The 13,315-nt window shown below is 68.6% G+C and carries 13 protein-coding genes; 6 read left to right on the forward strand and 7 right to left on the reverse strand.

All coding sequences use genetic code 11. The features are described 5' to 3' along the window. Positions 1-44: 44 nt before the first annotated feature. Genes AC5P7E_RS03045 through coaBC form a run of 3 tightly spaced genes read right to left on the reverse strand, consistent with a single transcriptional unit; the run spans position 45 to position 4,132 of the window. A complete protein-coding gene (locus tag AC5P7E_RS03045; RefSeq protein WP_099523319.1) occupies positions 45-2,387 on the reverse strand; it encodes a phosphomannomutase/phosphoglucomutase in 2,343 nt (780 codons plus the stop codon). Between the two features lie 12 nt (positions 2,388-2,399). Further along, positions 2,400-2,873: a dUTP diphosphatase gene (gene dut / locus AC5P7E_RS03050; RefSeq protein WP_005407763.1), complete on the reverse strand. Its 474-nt coding sequence runs from the start codon at positions 2,871-2,873 to the stop codon at positions 2,400-2,402. After that, positions 2,870-4,132 carry a bifunctional phosphopantothenoylcysteine decarboxylase/phosphopantothenate--cysteine ligase CoaBC gene (gene coaBC / locus AC5P7E_RS03055; protein WP_005407762.1) on the reverse strand — a complete coding sequence of 421 codons (1,263 nt, stop codon included), beginning with the start codon at positions 4,130-4,132 and terminating at the stop codon, positions 2,870-2,872. The genes dut and coaBC overlap by 4 nt, the downstream gene beginning before the upstream one ends. A gap of 228 nt (positions 4,133-4,360) precedes the next feature. On the opposite strand from coaBC, the gene AC5P7E_RS03060 reads away from it, so the two are divergent. The 4 genes from AC5P7E_RS03060 (at position 4,361) to AC5P7E_RS03075 (ending at position 8,484) form a co-directional block, all read left to right on the forward strand. Further along, positions 4,361-4,987 carry a response regulator gene (locus tag AC5P7E_RS03060; protein ID WP_033834997.1) on the forward strand — a complete coding sequence of 209 codons (627 nt, stop codon included), beginning with the start codon at positions 4,361-4,363 and terminating at the stop codon, positions 4,985-4,987. Positions 4,988-5,056: 69 nt separating this feature from the next. Further along, positions 5,057-5,761: a RadC family protein gene (radC, locus tag AC5P7E_RS03065; protein ID WP_005407759.1), complete on the forward strand. Its 705-nt coding sequence runs from the start codon at positions 5,057-5,059 to the stop codon at positions 5,759-5,761. A 113-nt stretch (positions 5,762-5,874) separates the two neighbouring features. Beyond that, the gene (gene argS / locus AC5P7E_RS03070) at positions 5,875-7,563 is read left to right on the forward strand and encodes an arginine--tRNA ligase (protein WP_005407758.1); all 1,689 of its coding nucleotides are present in this window, start codon (positions 5,875-5,877) and stop codon (positions 7,561-7,563) included. Between the two features lie 21 nt (positions 7,564-7,584). Next, positions 7,585-8,484: an SPOR domain-containing protein gene (locus AC5P7E_RS03075; RefSeq protein ID WP_099523321.1), complete on the forward strand. Its 900-nt coding sequence runs from the start codon at positions 7,585-7,587 to the stop codon at positions 8,482-8,484. 89 nt (positions 8,485-8,573) lie between these two features. Here AC5P7E_RS03075 and AC5P7E_RS03080 read toward each other — a convergent pair whose 3' ends face one another. Both AC5P7E_RS03080 and AC5P7E_RS03085 read right to left on the reverse strand, forming a co-directional pair. Continuing rightward, the gene (locus AC5P7E_RS03080) at positions 8,574-9,326 is read right to left on the reverse strand and encodes an SDR family NAD(P)-dependent oxidoreductase (RefSeq protein WP_005411994.1); all 753 of its coding nucleotides are present in this window, start codon (positions 9,324-9,326) and stop codon (positions 8,574-8,576) included. A gap of 87 nt (positions 9,327-9,413) precedes the next feature. Further along, positions 9,414-9,899 (reverse strand): hypothetical protein, encoded by a 486-nt coding sequence (locus tag AC5P7E_RS03085; RefSeq protein ID WP_099523323.1) that lies wholly within the window; start codon positions 9,897-9,899, stop codon positions 9,414-9,416. Positions 9,900-9,982: 83 nt separating this feature from the next. Between AC5P7E_RS03085 and AC5P7E_RS03090 the strand changes: the two genes are divergently transcribed. After that, on the forward strand, positions 9,983-10,450 hold the full coding sequence (locus AC5P7E_RS03090; RefSeq protein ID WP_005411992.1) for a YehS family protein: 468 nt from the start codon (positions 9,983-9,985) through the stop codon (positions 10,448-10,450). Here AC5P7E_RS03090 and AC5P7E_RS03095 read toward each other — a convergent pair. Continuing rightward, on the reverse strand, positions 10,419-11,306 hold the full coding sequence (locus AC5P7E_RS03095) for a LysR family transcriptional regulator (protein ID WP_005407753.1): 888 nt from the start codon (positions 11,304-11,306) through the stop codon (positions 10,419-10,421). The genes AC5P7E_RS03090 and AC5P7E_RS03095 overlap by 32 nt on opposite strands. A gap of 142 nt (positions 11,307-11,448) precedes the next feature. Here AC5P7E_RS03095 and AC5P7E_RS03100 point away from each other — a divergent pair, with 142 nt between their 5' ends. After that, positions 11,449-12,597: an MFS transporter gene (locus AC5P7E_RS03100; RefSeq protein ID WP_219625406.1), complete on the forward strand. Its 1,149-nt coding sequence runs from the start codon at positions 11,449-11,451 to the stop codon at positions 12,595-12,597. On the opposite strand, the gene AC5P7E_RS03105 is transcribed toward AC5P7E_RS03100, so the two are convergent. Continuing rightward, on the reverse strand, positions 12,594-13,292 hold the full coding sequence (locus tag AC5P7E_RS03105; protein WP_032965519.1) for a TorF family putative porin: 699 nt from the start codon (positions 13,290-13,292) through the stop codon (positions 12,594-12,596). The two genes, AC5P7E_RS03100 and AC5P7E_RS03105, sit on opposite strands and share 4 nt — an antisense overlap. Between the last annotated feature and the right edge of the window lie 23 nt (positions 13,293-13,315).

The raw sequence follows: 13,315 nt of genomic DNA on the forward strand, positions 1-13,315 counted from the left end.
GCCAACGGCCGGCACTACCCATTCTGCTGCAGCTTCCAAAGGGGTCAGAACCCCAGCGGGGTGTCGCCCAGCACCGGCTGCAGCTGGCTGCGGAAAAGCGCCTGGATGCGTTCCAGTGCCGCCTCGTCGTTGCCCTCGAAGCGCAGCACCAGCACCGGCGTAGTATTGGAAGCACGCACCAGGCCCCAGCCATCGGGGAAGTCCACGCGCAGGCCGTCGATGGTCGACAGGCGGCCGCCCACATACGGGTTGTCCGGCGACTGTGCCGCCGCCACCAGCAGCGCCACCAGCGCATGAGGCGTGCCTTCGGCCACCGGCACCTTCAGTTCCGGCGTGGCCACCATCTCCGGCAGCTCGGCCAGCACCTCGTCCGGGGTTTCCTCGCGCTGCGCCAGGATCTCCAGCAGTCGTGCGGCGGCATACAGGCCATCGTCGAAACCGAACCAGCGCTCCTTGAAGAAGAAGTGGCCGCTCATCTCGCCGGCCAGCTCGGCATCGGTCTCGCGCATCTTCGCCTTCATCAGCGAGTGCCCGGTCTTCCACATCAACGGGCTGCCACCATTGCGCAGCACGTGATCGGACAGCTTGCCGGTGCACTTCACGTCGTAGATCACCATCGCGCCGGGGTTGCGCATCAGCACGTCGGCGGCGAACAGCATCAGCAGGCGGTCGGCATAGATGATCCTGCCTTCGCCGGTGACCACGCCCAACCGGTCTCCGTCGCCATCGAAGGCGACGCCGAGGTCGGCGCCGAAGCGCTTGACCGTCTGCACCAGGTCTTCCAGGTTGGCCGGCTCGCTCGGGTCGGGATGATGGTTGGGGAAGGTACCGTCGACATCGCAGTACAGCGGGATGACTTCGGCGCCGATGGCTTCCAGCAGCTGTGGTGCAAGCGCACCGGCGACGCCGTTGCCGGCATCGGCCACGACCTTCAACGGGCGGTCCAGCTGCACGTCGTCGGCGATGCGCTGGATGTAGTCGGCACTGACATCGCGCTGCTGGTAATCGCCCGGCTCGGCCGCCTGCGCCAGGCGCCCCTCGACGATGCGCTGGTAGAGATCGGTGATGGCATCGCCTGACAGCGTCTCGCCGCCGATGACCACCTTGAAGCCGTTGTACTCGGGCGGGTTATGACTGCCGGTGACCGCCACGCAGGTGCCGGTGCGCAGGTGGAAGGCGGCGTAATAGACGACCGGGGTCGGTGCCAGGCCAATGTCGATCACCGCGCAACCGGTGCGACGCAAGCCTTCGGCCAATCCCGCAGCCAGTTCCGGGCCGGACAGGCGGCCATCACGGCCGATCACCACCTCGCGCAGACCCTGTTCCAGCGCCACGGTACCGATGGCCTGGCCGATCAGCGCGGCGGTCTTCGGCGTCAGTTCGCTGCCGACCACGCCACGGATGTCGTAGGCGCGGAAGATGCCGGCGGCCAGTTCCCCGGCAGGGACCGGTGGTGGCGGCGGCGCAGTGTCCGCGGCGCTGGCGGCGGCCACCGGTGGCGGCGCCATCTGCAGGCTCTCGCTCAGGGTCGGGCCATGATCCGCTTCCGCCACGGCCGCACGGCGCGGCAAAGGCAGCGACTTCGGCAGCCGGCCGCGACCCACCACCAGCAGCACGGCGATGAACGCCAGCAGCAGCGCGACGATGGCACTGGCCAGCGAACCCAGGCCCAGCGGACCCGCTTCGACATTCGGTACGGCGGCCACCAGCCGCAACGGCGTGCCCGGAACCGGGCGCGCCAGCGCTTCGGCGCTCTCGGCCAGGCCAGCGTCGCCCTGGGCAACGAGGTCATGCGTGCCTTGGCGCAGGCCCAGGAAACCGGTGGACGGGGCGCTCACCTGGTCCAGCGGCGAGGTCAGCCGCAGCAATGGCTGGCGCACGTAGAGCACTGCCGGGCCAAGGCTGCCCAGCTGCACCGGAGCCGCCAGACCCAGGCGATTGCCACCTGCATCGCGGACCACGCGCAGGCCAGGCTTGCCCTCGGCCAGCGCTTGTTCCAGCAGGGCCAGGCGTGCGTAGCCGAAGGTGGCCGGGTCGGCATAGGCCGTGGCCAGATCGGCGGTCAGCACGTCAGCCTGCTCCACGCCGGTCCAGCTCTCGCGCACGGCCAGCGCCGCTGCCGCGGCGTCGCCGGCCTGCAGTGCCTGCTGCACGCGTTCGTTCTTCAACTGCTGCTGCAGCTGCTTCAGCTGGCCGGCTGCGGCCTCCTGCAAGCCCTGCACGGCCTGGTCACGCGCTTCTTCCAGCGCCTGGCCGTTGGCCTCCTGCCGCCATTGCTGCACCGCGCTCCATCCGAACCAGCCGGCCAGCAGGACCAGCAGCACCCCCAGTAGTGGCGCACTGCGTCCCAACGACCGTTCCCGCTGCCCTTCCCCGATGCCGCTCATCAATGTCCCCCGTCAACGCACCCCGGTATGGCCGAATCCACCCGTTCCCCGCACGCTGTCGGTGAAGGTATCCACCACCTGCAGGCTGACGCGGGCAATCGGCACGACCACCAGCTGCGCGATGCGATCGCCCGGCTCGATGGTGAAGGCCTCGCGGCCACGGTTCCAGACGCTGATCAGCAACGGGCCCTGGTAATCGGCGTCGATCAGGCCGGTGCCGTTGCCGAGCACGATGCCGTGGCGATGGCCCAGCCCGGAACGCGGCAGGATCACCGCGCACAGGTGCGGATCAGCGATATGGATGGCCAGGCCGCTGGGCACCAGCGCGGTGTCGCCCGGCTGCAGGGTCAGCGCGGTATCCAGCGCCGCGCGCAGGTCCATGCCGGCGCTGGCTTCGGTGGCGTAGGCGGGCAGCGGCCAGCTGTCGCCGAAACGCGGATCAAGCAGCTTGACCTGCAGCGGTTGGGAAGTGGAAGCCTGGGTCATGCCTGGAGTCTCCGCGCGATCAGCGCCAGCAGTTGTTCGGCCAGCTCGCGCTTGGAGGTGGCCGGGAATATCTGTTCACCGTCCTGCCAGAAGGCCGTGGCGGCATTGTTGTCGCTCTCGAAACCGCCGCCACTGATGCCGACCTGGTTGGCGATCACCAGGTCCAGGCGCTTGTCGACCAGCTTGCCACGCGCATATTTCTCCACGTCGTGGGTCTCGGCGGCGAAGCCGACCACCAGCTTCAGCGACTGCGTCTGTGCAGCGACTTCGGCGAGGATGTCCGGCGTGCGCACCAGCTCGATCACCAGCGACTGGCTGTCGGCGGTCTTCTTCAGCTTCTGCGGCGCGACCTGGCGTGGCGTGTAGTCGGACACTGCGGCAGCACCGATATAGATGTCGGCCGGCAACGACTTCAGCACGGCATCGCGCATCTGCGCGGCCGAGCGCACGTCCACGCGCTGCACGCCGGCTGGCGTCGGCAGCTGTACCGGACCGCTGACCAGCACCACCTGGGCGCCCATCGTCGCGGCGGCCGCGGCCAGGGCAAAGCCCATCTTGCCGCTGCTGCGGTTGCCGACGTAACGCACCGGATCGATGTCTTCATAGGTCGGGCCGGCGCTGATCAGCAGGCGAAGGCCCTGCAGCGCGCGGGTTTCCGGTGCGACAACCGCCGCTGCAGCACTGCCATTGGCAGCCAGCGCGGCAACGATGTCGCCCGGTTCGGCCAGACGGCCGGGACCGGATTCGCCTTCGGCCAGCGGACCGTCGACCGGGCCGATCACCTGCGCGCCGCGCTGGCGCAGCAGGGCGATGTTGGCCTGGGTGGCCGGATGCAGCCACATGCGGTGGTTCATCGCCGGGCAGATCGTCAGCGGCGCGGTACTGGCCAGGCACACGGTGCTGACCAGATCATCGGCGTGGCCCTGGGCCAGCCGGGCCAGCAGATCGGCGGTACCCGGGGCGACCACGATGCGGTCGGCCCAGCGGGCCAGCTCGATGTGGCCCATGGCCTGTTCGGCGGCGCTGTCCCACAGCGTGGTGCGGGTGGGTTGCCCGGACAGGGCCTGGAAACTGAGCGGAGTGACGAACTGCTGTGCTCCGGCGGTCATCGCCACCTGCACCTGGGCACCGGCGTCGCGCAGGCGCCGCACCAGTTCCAGGGCCTTGTAGGCCGCGATCCCGCCTCCGACGCACAACAGCAGTTTCTGACCTTCCAGCGCGCGGGCCGGCGCGGGGGAAGCGTTGGGGGAGTCAGCCACCTGGAATTCCTGTGCAAACGAGGGCGCTAGCTTACCCGATGGTCGGTAATGTCCCGGTGCAGGGCGCACATAGCGGGCGGCTATCAGCAGATGGAGTCCGTCTCCGTTGACCCGGGATTCACCCGGTACCAGTTTCGGACCTTTCCTATACCTCTACGGGTCTGCGCTTTTGCAGAATCAGGCATTGGCTGCCGCCCGCCGTGGCCTGTTCGACCTTCGAGGAGCCGCGTGCATCCGCGCATCATCATCGCCGACGACCATCCCGTGGTCCTGCATGGCATCCGTATCGTGCTGCAGACCTACCTGATGGACATCGTCGGCAGTGCGCGCGACGGCGCCCAGCTGCTGGAGCTGGTGGATCACCACGACTGCGATGCGGTGCTGACCGACCTGTCGATGCCGGGTGCCGGTCCGGACGGTCCGGAGCTGATCGACGCGCTGCGCATGCGCCGCCCTGGCCTGCCGGTGGTGGTGCTGACCGGCGCCCGCCATCCCGGCCTGCTGGACAGCCTGCTGCGGGAGGGTATCAGTGGCCTGGTCGACAAGTGCGCCGATTTCGCCGAACTGCCCCACGCGCTGAACGCCGCGCTGGCCGGGCAGGTATTCGTTTCCCAGCAGCTGCGCCACCACCTGCAGGCGCGCGACCTGCTGTTTCCGCGTCAGCCGGCGCCGTTGTCGGCACGCGAACAGGAAGTGCTGGAGCTGCTGGCAGCCGGCCTCAGCGTGAACGAAGTCGCCGAACGCTGCGGGCGCAGCCCGAAGACCATCAGCCGGCAGAAGGCCGAAGCCAAGCGCAAGCTGGGCCTGCAGAACAACCAGGAACTGTTCGACTACCTGCAGACCCGGCGCGGCTGAGGCAACCTCCGACCCCAGTCCGCGGCATGCCCCGATGGGAGCCACCGCAAGGTCTGGCGATGATGGGCCATGCCCATCCATGACTGGCCCGAACAGGAACGCCCCCGCGAGAAGCTGATCGCGCGCGGGCCCACGGCACTTTCCGACGCCGAACTGCTGGCCCTGTTTCTCGGCTCCGGGTTCGGTGGCCGCGATGCCGTGCAGACCGCGCGCGACCTGCTGCAGGCGCACGGCCCGTTGAGGGTACTGCTCGACCGCCCCGCCGCCGAGCTCGCCCGCCTGCCCGGGCTCGGCCCGGCACGCAGTTGCACGCTTGCTGCCGGGCTGGAACTGGCCCATCGCTACCTGGCGGCCGAGCTGGAGCACGGCGAGGCGGTTGGCAACAATCCGGCGGCGGTCGGCCGCTACCTGCAGCACCGGCTGCGTGGCCAGGCCCGCGAGGTCTTCATGGCCCTGTTCCTGGACAACCGCCACCGCCTGATCGCCTGTGAAGAGCTGTTCCACGGCACCATCAACGCCGCACCGGTCTACCCCCGCGAAGTGGTGCGGCGCGCCCTGCTGCACAACGCGGCGGCGGTGATCCTCAGCCACAACCACCCTTCCGGCGACCCGGAACCCTCCAGTGCCGATACCCGCATCACCGACGAACTGCAGCAGGCGCTGGCGATGGTGGACGTGCGCCTGCTGGACCACTTCGTGGTCGGCGAGGGCCGTCCCGTTTCATTTGCTGAACGGGGCCTGCTATCCCCGCCCCAGCCGCGGCTGTTCGGCTGAGCGCGGCCCTTCAGGCGCCATCTGTCGCCCCCACAGGCATGTTCTGGTCAGCGTGGGCGCGGGTATCTGCGCTAAAATGGGCGATTCCGCCGCTCATTCTCACAGCAGGCCTCGTGAAAAATCTCCTCCGCGCCCTGATCAGCCAAGGCATCGAAGCCTTGCGCGCCAATGGCACCCTGCCCGCCGACTCCCTGCCGCCGGACTTCGTGGTCGAGCGCCCGAAGACCCGCGACCACGGTGACTTCGCCACCAACGCCGCGATGCTGCTGGCCAAGGCCGCGCGCAGCAATCCGCGCGCACTGGCGCAGGCGCTGGTCGAGGCGCTGCCGCGCAGCGAGGACGTGAGCAAGGTCGAGATCGCCGGCCCCGGCTTCATCAACTTCCACCTGGCCCCGGCCGCGTACCAGCGCGAAGCCGCGTCGGTCATCAAGGAAGCCCACGACTACGGCCGCAACCTGTCCGGCAATGGCCGCACGGTGGGCGTGGAGTACGTGTCGGCCAACCCGACCGGCCCGCTGCATGTCGGCCATGGCCGCGCGGCGGCGATCGGCGACTGCGTGGCGCGCGTGCTCGATGCCAACGGCTGGAACGCCAAGCGTGAGTTCTACTACAACGACGCCGGCGTGCAGATCGAGAACCTGGCGCTGTCCACCCAGGCACGGATCAAGGGCATCGCGCCGGACCAGGACGGCTGGCCGGAAGGTGGCTACCGCGGCGAGTACATCGTCGACGTCGCACGCGCCTACATGGCCGGCGCCAGCGTCGACCTGGAAGGCAGCACCGTGGTCGGCGCCAAGGACCCGGACGACATGCAGGCGATCCGCCGCTTCGCCGTGGCCTACCTGCGCAACGAGCAGAACCTGGACCTGGCCGCGTTCGGCGTCGACTTCGACATCTATTTCCTGGAAAGCTCGCTGTACGCCGACGGCAAGGTAGCCGAAGCGGTGGCCAAGCTGCAGGCGTCGGGTCATACCTATGAAGAAGGTGGCGCGCTGTGGCTGCGCAGCACCGACTTCGGTGACGACAAGGACCGCGTGATGCGCAAGTCCGACGGCACCTTCACCTACTTCGTGCCCGACGTGGCCTACCACCTGTCCAAGTGGCAGCGCGGCTACGAGCGCGCGATCACCGAGCTGGGCGCCGACCACCACGGCTCGCTGGCCCGCGTGCGCGCCGGCCTGCAGGCGATGGAAGTGGGCATCCCGCAGGGCTGGCCGGAATACGTGCTGCACCAGATGGTCACCGTCATGCGCGGCGGCGAGGAAGTGAAGCTGTCCAAGCGTGCCGGCAGCTACTTCACCCTGCGCGACCTGATCGAGGAAGCCGGCCGCGATGCCACCCGCTGGTTCCTGATCGCGCGCAAGCCCGATTCGCAGCTGACCTTCGACATCGACCTGGCCCGCCAGCAGAGCAACGACAACCCGGTGTTCTACGTGCAGTACGCGCATGCCCGCGTCTGCAGCCTGCTGCGCCAGGCGCAGGAGAAGGGCCTGGTGTACGAGCAGGGCAACGGCCTGGCCAACCTCGGCCGCCTGGCCGACGACGCCTCGCTGCTGCTGATGAACGAGATCTCGCGCTATCCGGAAGTGGTGGAAGCGGCCGGCGTGGCGCTGGAACCACATCTGGTGGCGCAGTACCTGCGTGAATTGGCGCACGCGTTCCACACGTGGTATCACGGGACGCCGGTGCTGGTGGAAGATGCCGCCGATCGCAACGCCAAACTGACCCTGGCCTGCGCGGCGCGCCAGGTACTGGCCAATGGCCTCGAACTCCTGGGCGTCAGCGCCCCGGAAAAAATGTAAGCATCAGGAGACGCAGTACACATGGCAGCACGACGCGGCAAAAGCCAGGCACGACGCAACAGCGGCAGCCAGGGCACCCCCGGATGGGTGTGGCTGGTGGCCGGTGTAGCGATCGCGGCCGTGGTGTTCCTGGCGGCGCCGAACCTGTTCAAGGGCGAGGGCGATGGCTTCCTGCGCGCCGGTCCGCAGCCGAACCCGAACGCGCAGCCGGCCCCGGTCGCCGATGCCGACAGCGATGTCGGTACCCAGCCGGCCGCGCAGCCGGTTGCGCCGAAGCAGGCCGAACCGGAAAAGCCGGCCGCCACCCAGTACGACTTCTACACCCTGCTGCCGGGCAAGGAAGTCGAGATGTCCGACGCCGAACTGGCCGCCAGTGCGCGTGCCGAAGACCAGCGCCGGGCCAAGGCCGAAGCGCAGCGCGCGCAGGCGGCACTGGAAGGCAAGCCGGTTCCGCCGGCGACCACGACCGCACCGGCACCGGCGGCCACCGCCAGCGTGTCCAGCACCGCGCAGGTGACCGCCACCAGCCGTCCGCTGCCGGCACCGCTGAGTGAACGTCCGGCTGCGGCAACGCCGCCGGCCAGCACGGCCTCGACCAGCACCGCCGCCGCCACGCCGGCGGCGCGCGCGGGAACCGCAACGGCAACGGCGGGTACCCCGGCCACTGCCGCACCGGCGGCCGCCGACAACGCCCGCTATATCCTGCAGGCAGGCGCCTTCGGCGCCTCCGGCGATGCCGAAGCAACCAAGGCCAAGCTGGCGATGATGGGACTTGCGGCGCGCGTGGAGTCAGCACAGATCAACGGCAAGACCGTGTACCGCGTGCGCATGGGGCCGTATGGCAGCGCCGGTGAACTGTCCGAAGCCAAGCAGAAGCTGGATGGCACCGGCCTGCAGGCGATGGCGATCAAGGCCCAGTAAGCCTGCCGCTGTGAATGAAAAAGCCGGGCATTGCCCGGCTTTTTCTTGTTTCTGCAGAGTCGAGCCATGCTCGACTCTACAAACGGCGGTCAGCCTTCGCGGGCGACCTGGAAACCGGCGAAGGACTGGCTCACCGGCATCAGTTCCAGGCGATTGATGTTCAGGTGCGGCGGCAGGCTGGCCACCCAGAAGATCTGTTCGGCGATGTCTTCGGCGGTCATCGGGTTGGCGCCGTTGTAGAGCTTGTCCGACGCCGCCTGGTCGCCGTGGGTACGCACCACGGTGAACTCGGTTTCAGCCATGCCTGGCTCGATCGTGGTCACGCGCACGCCGGTACCGTGCAGGTCCGAACGCAGGCCCAGCGAGAACTGGCTGACGAAAGCCTTGGTGCCACCGTAGGCGTTGCCACCCGGGTACGGATAGACGCCGGCCACCGACGAAATATTGATGATCGCGCCCTTGCGCTCCACCAGCTGCGGCAGCAGGCGGTGGGTCAGGGTCACCAGCGCAGTGATGTTGGTGTCGATCATCGTGGTCCAGTCCGACAACTTGGCGCTCTGTGCCGGCGCGGTGCCCTGCGCCAGGCCGGCGTTGTTGACCAGCAGATCGATCTCGCCAAAGGCCGGCGGCAGTGCCAGCAGCGCCGCTTCCATCGCAACCGGATCGCGGATGTCGAAGGCGGCGGCATGCACCACGTCCTTGCCGTAGCGATCGACCAGCGGCTGCAGGCGTTCGCCGCGGCGGCCCGTGGCGATCACTTTCCAGCCGGCCTGGGCGAAGCGGTGGACGGCGGCGGCGCCGAAGCCGGACGTGGCGCCGGTAATCAGGACAGTGCGGGTCATCAGGCAACTCCAGGGGGAAAAACCGGACGCCCATTCTGGCATTCCCGGCCCGTCCTGAGTTGCCCGCCGTCCTGCCGTCCCCCCGGCTCAGCGCACGCGGAATACCCGGGCCTTGGGCAGGTCTTCGTCGACCTGCAGGAACCAGCGCCCGGCAATTCCTGGAACAACGGCGATCTGCGGCGACTGCAGCACCTTGCGCAGCTTCATCTGCCCCTTCATCACCTGCCATTGCTGGCCGTTATCAAGGGTGAACAGCGTGCCGGGTTGCCAGTCTGCGACCTCTCCGACCACGCGTGCATTGACCGGTCCTTCTTCCAGGCCCAGATGCATTGCTGCCGGTGCCGGCACATTGGCAGGCAGCGGCGCAGCGGCGGGGGCCACCGCTGCCGGCCCGGTGGCCGCGCGCTCTGCCTCGCGCAGTACCCGGTTCAGCGCCTGCAACTGCGTTGGACTGAGCCCGACCTCGGCCAGTTGGGATGCACTCAGGCGGCGCTCGACGGGTACGAAGCGGTCCTGGGCGAAGGCAGCGAAGCTGCTGGCGAGCAGCAGTGCGGAAAACAGATACCGGCGCATGCAAGGGTCTCAGCGAACGAGTGCCCACGATGCTGCAGTTCGATGACAGTCCGGTGACACGCCAGGGGCCGGTACAATGGGCCATGATCAACAACGATGTCCTGCGCAGCGTGCGCTATTCCCTGGACCTGGGCGACCACCACGTGGTGACCCTGTGCCAGATGGCCGACCCGGCCTTCGCCGTGGATCCCGAACAGGTGAAGGCCTGGCTGCGCCGCGAGGACGAAGCCGGTTTCGAAGCGATGAGCGACAGCGCGCTGGCGCACTTCCTCGATGGCCTGATCGTGCACCTACGCGGTCGCGACGAGAGCCAGCCGCAGCGCGCGGTGGAAACCCGCATCGACAACAACCTGGTGCTGAAGAAGCTGCGCGTGGCGTTCCAGCTGCGCGACGTCGATCTGATGGAGATCTTCGCCAGCGCCGGTTTCAACGTCTCCAAGTCGGAAGTCGGTGCGCTGTTCCGCCAGCCCGGGCACACCAACTACCGGCGTTGCCTGGACCAGATGCTGCGCAACTTCCTCAAGGGCCTGAGCCTGCGCCTGCGCGGCTGAGCACGGCCTCGACGAACGCCCGCGCCGCCGGTGTCGGCAGCCGCTGCCAGACCAGGTGCACGCGGCGGGTCGGGGTTGGCTGCAGCGGAATCCGCACCACGCCCTGGAAGCCTTCGGCGATCAGCGCCGGCACGATGCCAACCGCCAGACCATGGCGGACGAAGCGCTCCACCAGTTCCATCAGGTTGACCTCGAAACGCACCGTGTGCGGCAGGCCAGCGGCGACGAAAGCATCGTCGGTCTGCCGCCGTGCACCGGTGCCGCGCGGGAAGTCGACCAGCGCCTCGTCCTGCAATTCGGTCAATGGCAGCCGCTTGCGCCTAGCCAGCCGATGCGAGGGGGCCAGCACCGCCACCAGGTCTTCTTCCTGCAGCATCTGGTGGCAGACCCCGTCCAGGCCGGCCGAGGGCGCCAACCCCACCAGTGCAACATCCAGGTCACGCGACTGCACCTGCGCGATCAGGTCCTCGCTCTTGTCCACCCGCAACTGGAATTCCACCTGCGGGTGCGCCTGCTGGAACGCGGCCAGCATCGCCACCACATCGATATCGGTCAGCGAGGAGATCTGCCCGATCGCCAGCAGCCCGCGCACCTCGCCACTCACCGCGGCCACATCGGCGCGCAGGTGGCGCAGGCTGACCAGCACCTGGCGTGCGTGCACCAGCAGCGCCTCACCCGCTGCCGTCGCCCGCACCTGCCGCGGCAGGCGCTCGAACAGCGGCGTGCCCAGTTCCTGCTCCAGGTAGGCAATCTGATGGCTCAACGCGGACTGCACCACATGGCAGCGTTCGGCGGCACGGGTGAAATTGCCCTCCTCGGCCAGGGCAACGGCAAACTCGAGCTGCTTGAGATTCATCCAACTATCTCGTTTCCAGATGGCATGGATGATGATGATTCATTTCCATCATGGCCGCAGCAGGTGGACACTGTGCCCCCGCTTCCTGGAACACCGCGTGAGCCCGTCCCTCCCCCCCTTGCACCGCTGGCAGGTGCTGCTGATGTCGGTGGCTACCGGCGTGGCCGTGGCCAGCAACTACTATGCGCAGCCACTGCTGCACACCATCGCCGACGCCTTCGGCGTACCGTTCGGCCAGGTCGGCATGGTCGTTACCGCCGCGCAGCTGAGCTATGCCGCCGGCTTGATCCTGCTGGTGCCGCTGGGTGACCTGTTCGAACGCCGCCGCCTGATCGTGGTGATGAGCCTGCTGTCGGCCGGCGGACTGGTGATCAGTGCCTGCGCACCGTCACTGACCTGGTTGCTGGTCGGCACCGCCATCACCGGCCTGTTCTCCGTGGTCGCCCAGGTGCTGGTGCCGTTCGCGGCCACGCTGGCCGCGCCGGAACATCGCGGTCGCGTGGTCGGCACGCTGATGAGTGGCCTGCTGCTGGGCATCCTGCTGGCGCGCACCGTGGCCGGCCTGCTTTCCAGCCTGGGCGACTGGCGCCTGGTGTATGCGATCGCCGCTGCCACCCTGGTGCTGACCGCACTGGCATTGCAGCGCGGTCTGCCGCGATTCCACCACAGCGCCGGCTTGGGCTATTTCGCATTGCTGCGCTCGATCGGCGTGCTGTTCGTGCAGGAACCGGTGCTGCGCCAGCGTACGCTGCTGGGCGCCTGCAGCTTCGCCATGTTCGCAATCTTCTGGACCCCGCTCGCGTTCCTGCTGGCACAGCCGCCGTATGCCTACAGCGACGCCACCATCGGGCTGTTCGGGCTGGTCGGCGCGGCCGGCACGCTGGCGGCCGGCCTGGCTGGCCGCATGTCCGACCGTGGCCAGACCGGGCGCGCCACCGCCATTGCACTGCTGCTGTTGCTGCTGTCGTGGCTGCCATTGGGGCTGTCGGCACACTCGCTGCTGGCGCTGCTGGTGGGCGTGGTGGTGCTGGACCTGGCCGCGCAGCTGTTGCACGTCAGCAACCAGAACCTGATCTACGCACTGCAACCGGCGGCACGCAACCGCCTCAATGCCGGCTACATGACCGGCTATTTCATCGGCGGTTCGCTGGGTTCGCTGCTGTCTGCGCAGGTCTACCAGCGCTTCGGCTGGACCGGCGTCTGCGTGGCCGGCGCTGCCGTGGCTGCGCTGGCCCTGCTGCTGTGGCTGCCCGGCGCGCTGCGCGCGCGCCAGGCGTCGCTGGCCGACTAGAAGCTGCCCTGCAGCGCCAGCTCCCATCGCCCACCGGCGTTGCCGGGGAACAGGCGCTTGGCTGCGTTGTCCGTGTCATGCACGGTGGCGCGCAGTTCCCATGCCGGGGTCAGCGAGGCGATGGCACTGAGCTGCCCATGCAGGTAGTCCGGGCCCTGGGCGGTGGCCAGCCAGTACTGGCCCACCGCTGCTTCCAGGCGGAGGCGTTCGTGCAACGGCACACGCACACCCAGCTGGGCATAGGTACCGCGATGGCCACCGGCCAACGCATCGTTGGAATGGGCGACCTGCAGCCAGGCGCGCTGCTTCCAGGTCACCGTGGTGTTGAGCTCGGTCCAGTCCAGCGCGCGGCCGGTGCCCGGGTACACGTAACGGGTCAGGTTGGCATCCAGGCTCCAGTCCGGTGCCAGTGCGCCGGACCAGCCCGCCACCAGGTCGAACTCGCTGCGCGCGCCATTGTCCGGCTTGAACGAAACGTTGGACCCCCACACGCTGGCGTACCAGCCCGCTGGGATCGAGACCTTCGCGCCGGCCTGCGCCGCCGGGTCGCCGTCGCTCTGCGAGCTGCCGCGCCATACGTAGTCACTGGTCAACGCCGCACTGCCACTGACCTGCACCTGTGCCTGCGCGCTGCCGATCCCGAGCAGCCCTGCCAGGGCGGCCACCAGCGCCGCCATCATCCCCTTGCTGTTCACTGCACTGTGTTCCTCGTCGAAGG

This window comes from Stenotrophomonas sp. YJH_SMC_25 (assembly GCF_059369595.1).

What these genes read in the sequence shown, in the direction of transcription:
- AC5P7E_RS03095 (WP_005407753.1), bottom strand. Translation starts at nt 11,306, where the DNA reads ATGAATCTCAAGCAGCTCGAGTTTGCCGTTGCCCTGGCCGAGGAGGGC.
- AC5P7E_RS03045 (WP_099523319.1), bottom strand. Translation starts at nt 2,387, where the DNA reads ATGAGCGGCATCGGGGAAGGGCAGCGGGAACGGTCGTTGGGACGCAGT.
- AC5P7E_RS03075 (WP_099523321.1), top strand. Translation starts at nt 7,585, where the DNA reads ATGGCAGCACGACGCGGCAAAAGCCAGGCACGACGCAACAGCGGCAGC.
- AC5P7E_RS03085 (WP_099523323.1), bottom strand. Translation starts at nt 9,899, where the DNA reads ATGCGCCGGTATCTGTTTTCCGCACTGCTGCTCGCCAGCAGCTTCGCT.
- AC5P7E_RS03090 (WP_005411992.1), top strand. Translation starts at nt 9,983, where the DNA reads ATGATCAACAACGATGTCCTGCGCAGCGTGCGCTATTCCCTGGACCTG.
- AC5P7E_RS03100 (WP_219625406.1), top strand. Translation starts at nt 11,449, where the DNA reads ATGTCGGTGGCTACCGGCGTGGCCGTGGCCAGCAACTACTATGCGCAG.
- radC (WP_005407759.1), top strand. Translation starts at nt 5,057, where the DNA reads ATGCCCATCCATGACTGGCCCGAACAGGAACGCCCCCGCGAGAAGCTG.
- AC5P7E_RS03080 (WP_005411994.1), bottom strand. Translation starts at nt 9,326, where the DNA reads ATGACCCGCACTGTCCTGATTACCGGCGCCACGTCCGGCTTCGGCGCC.
- dut (WP_005407763.1), bottom strand. Translation starts at nt 2,873, where the DNA reads ATGACCCAGGCTTCCACTTCCCAACCGCTGCAGGTCAAGCTGCTTGAT.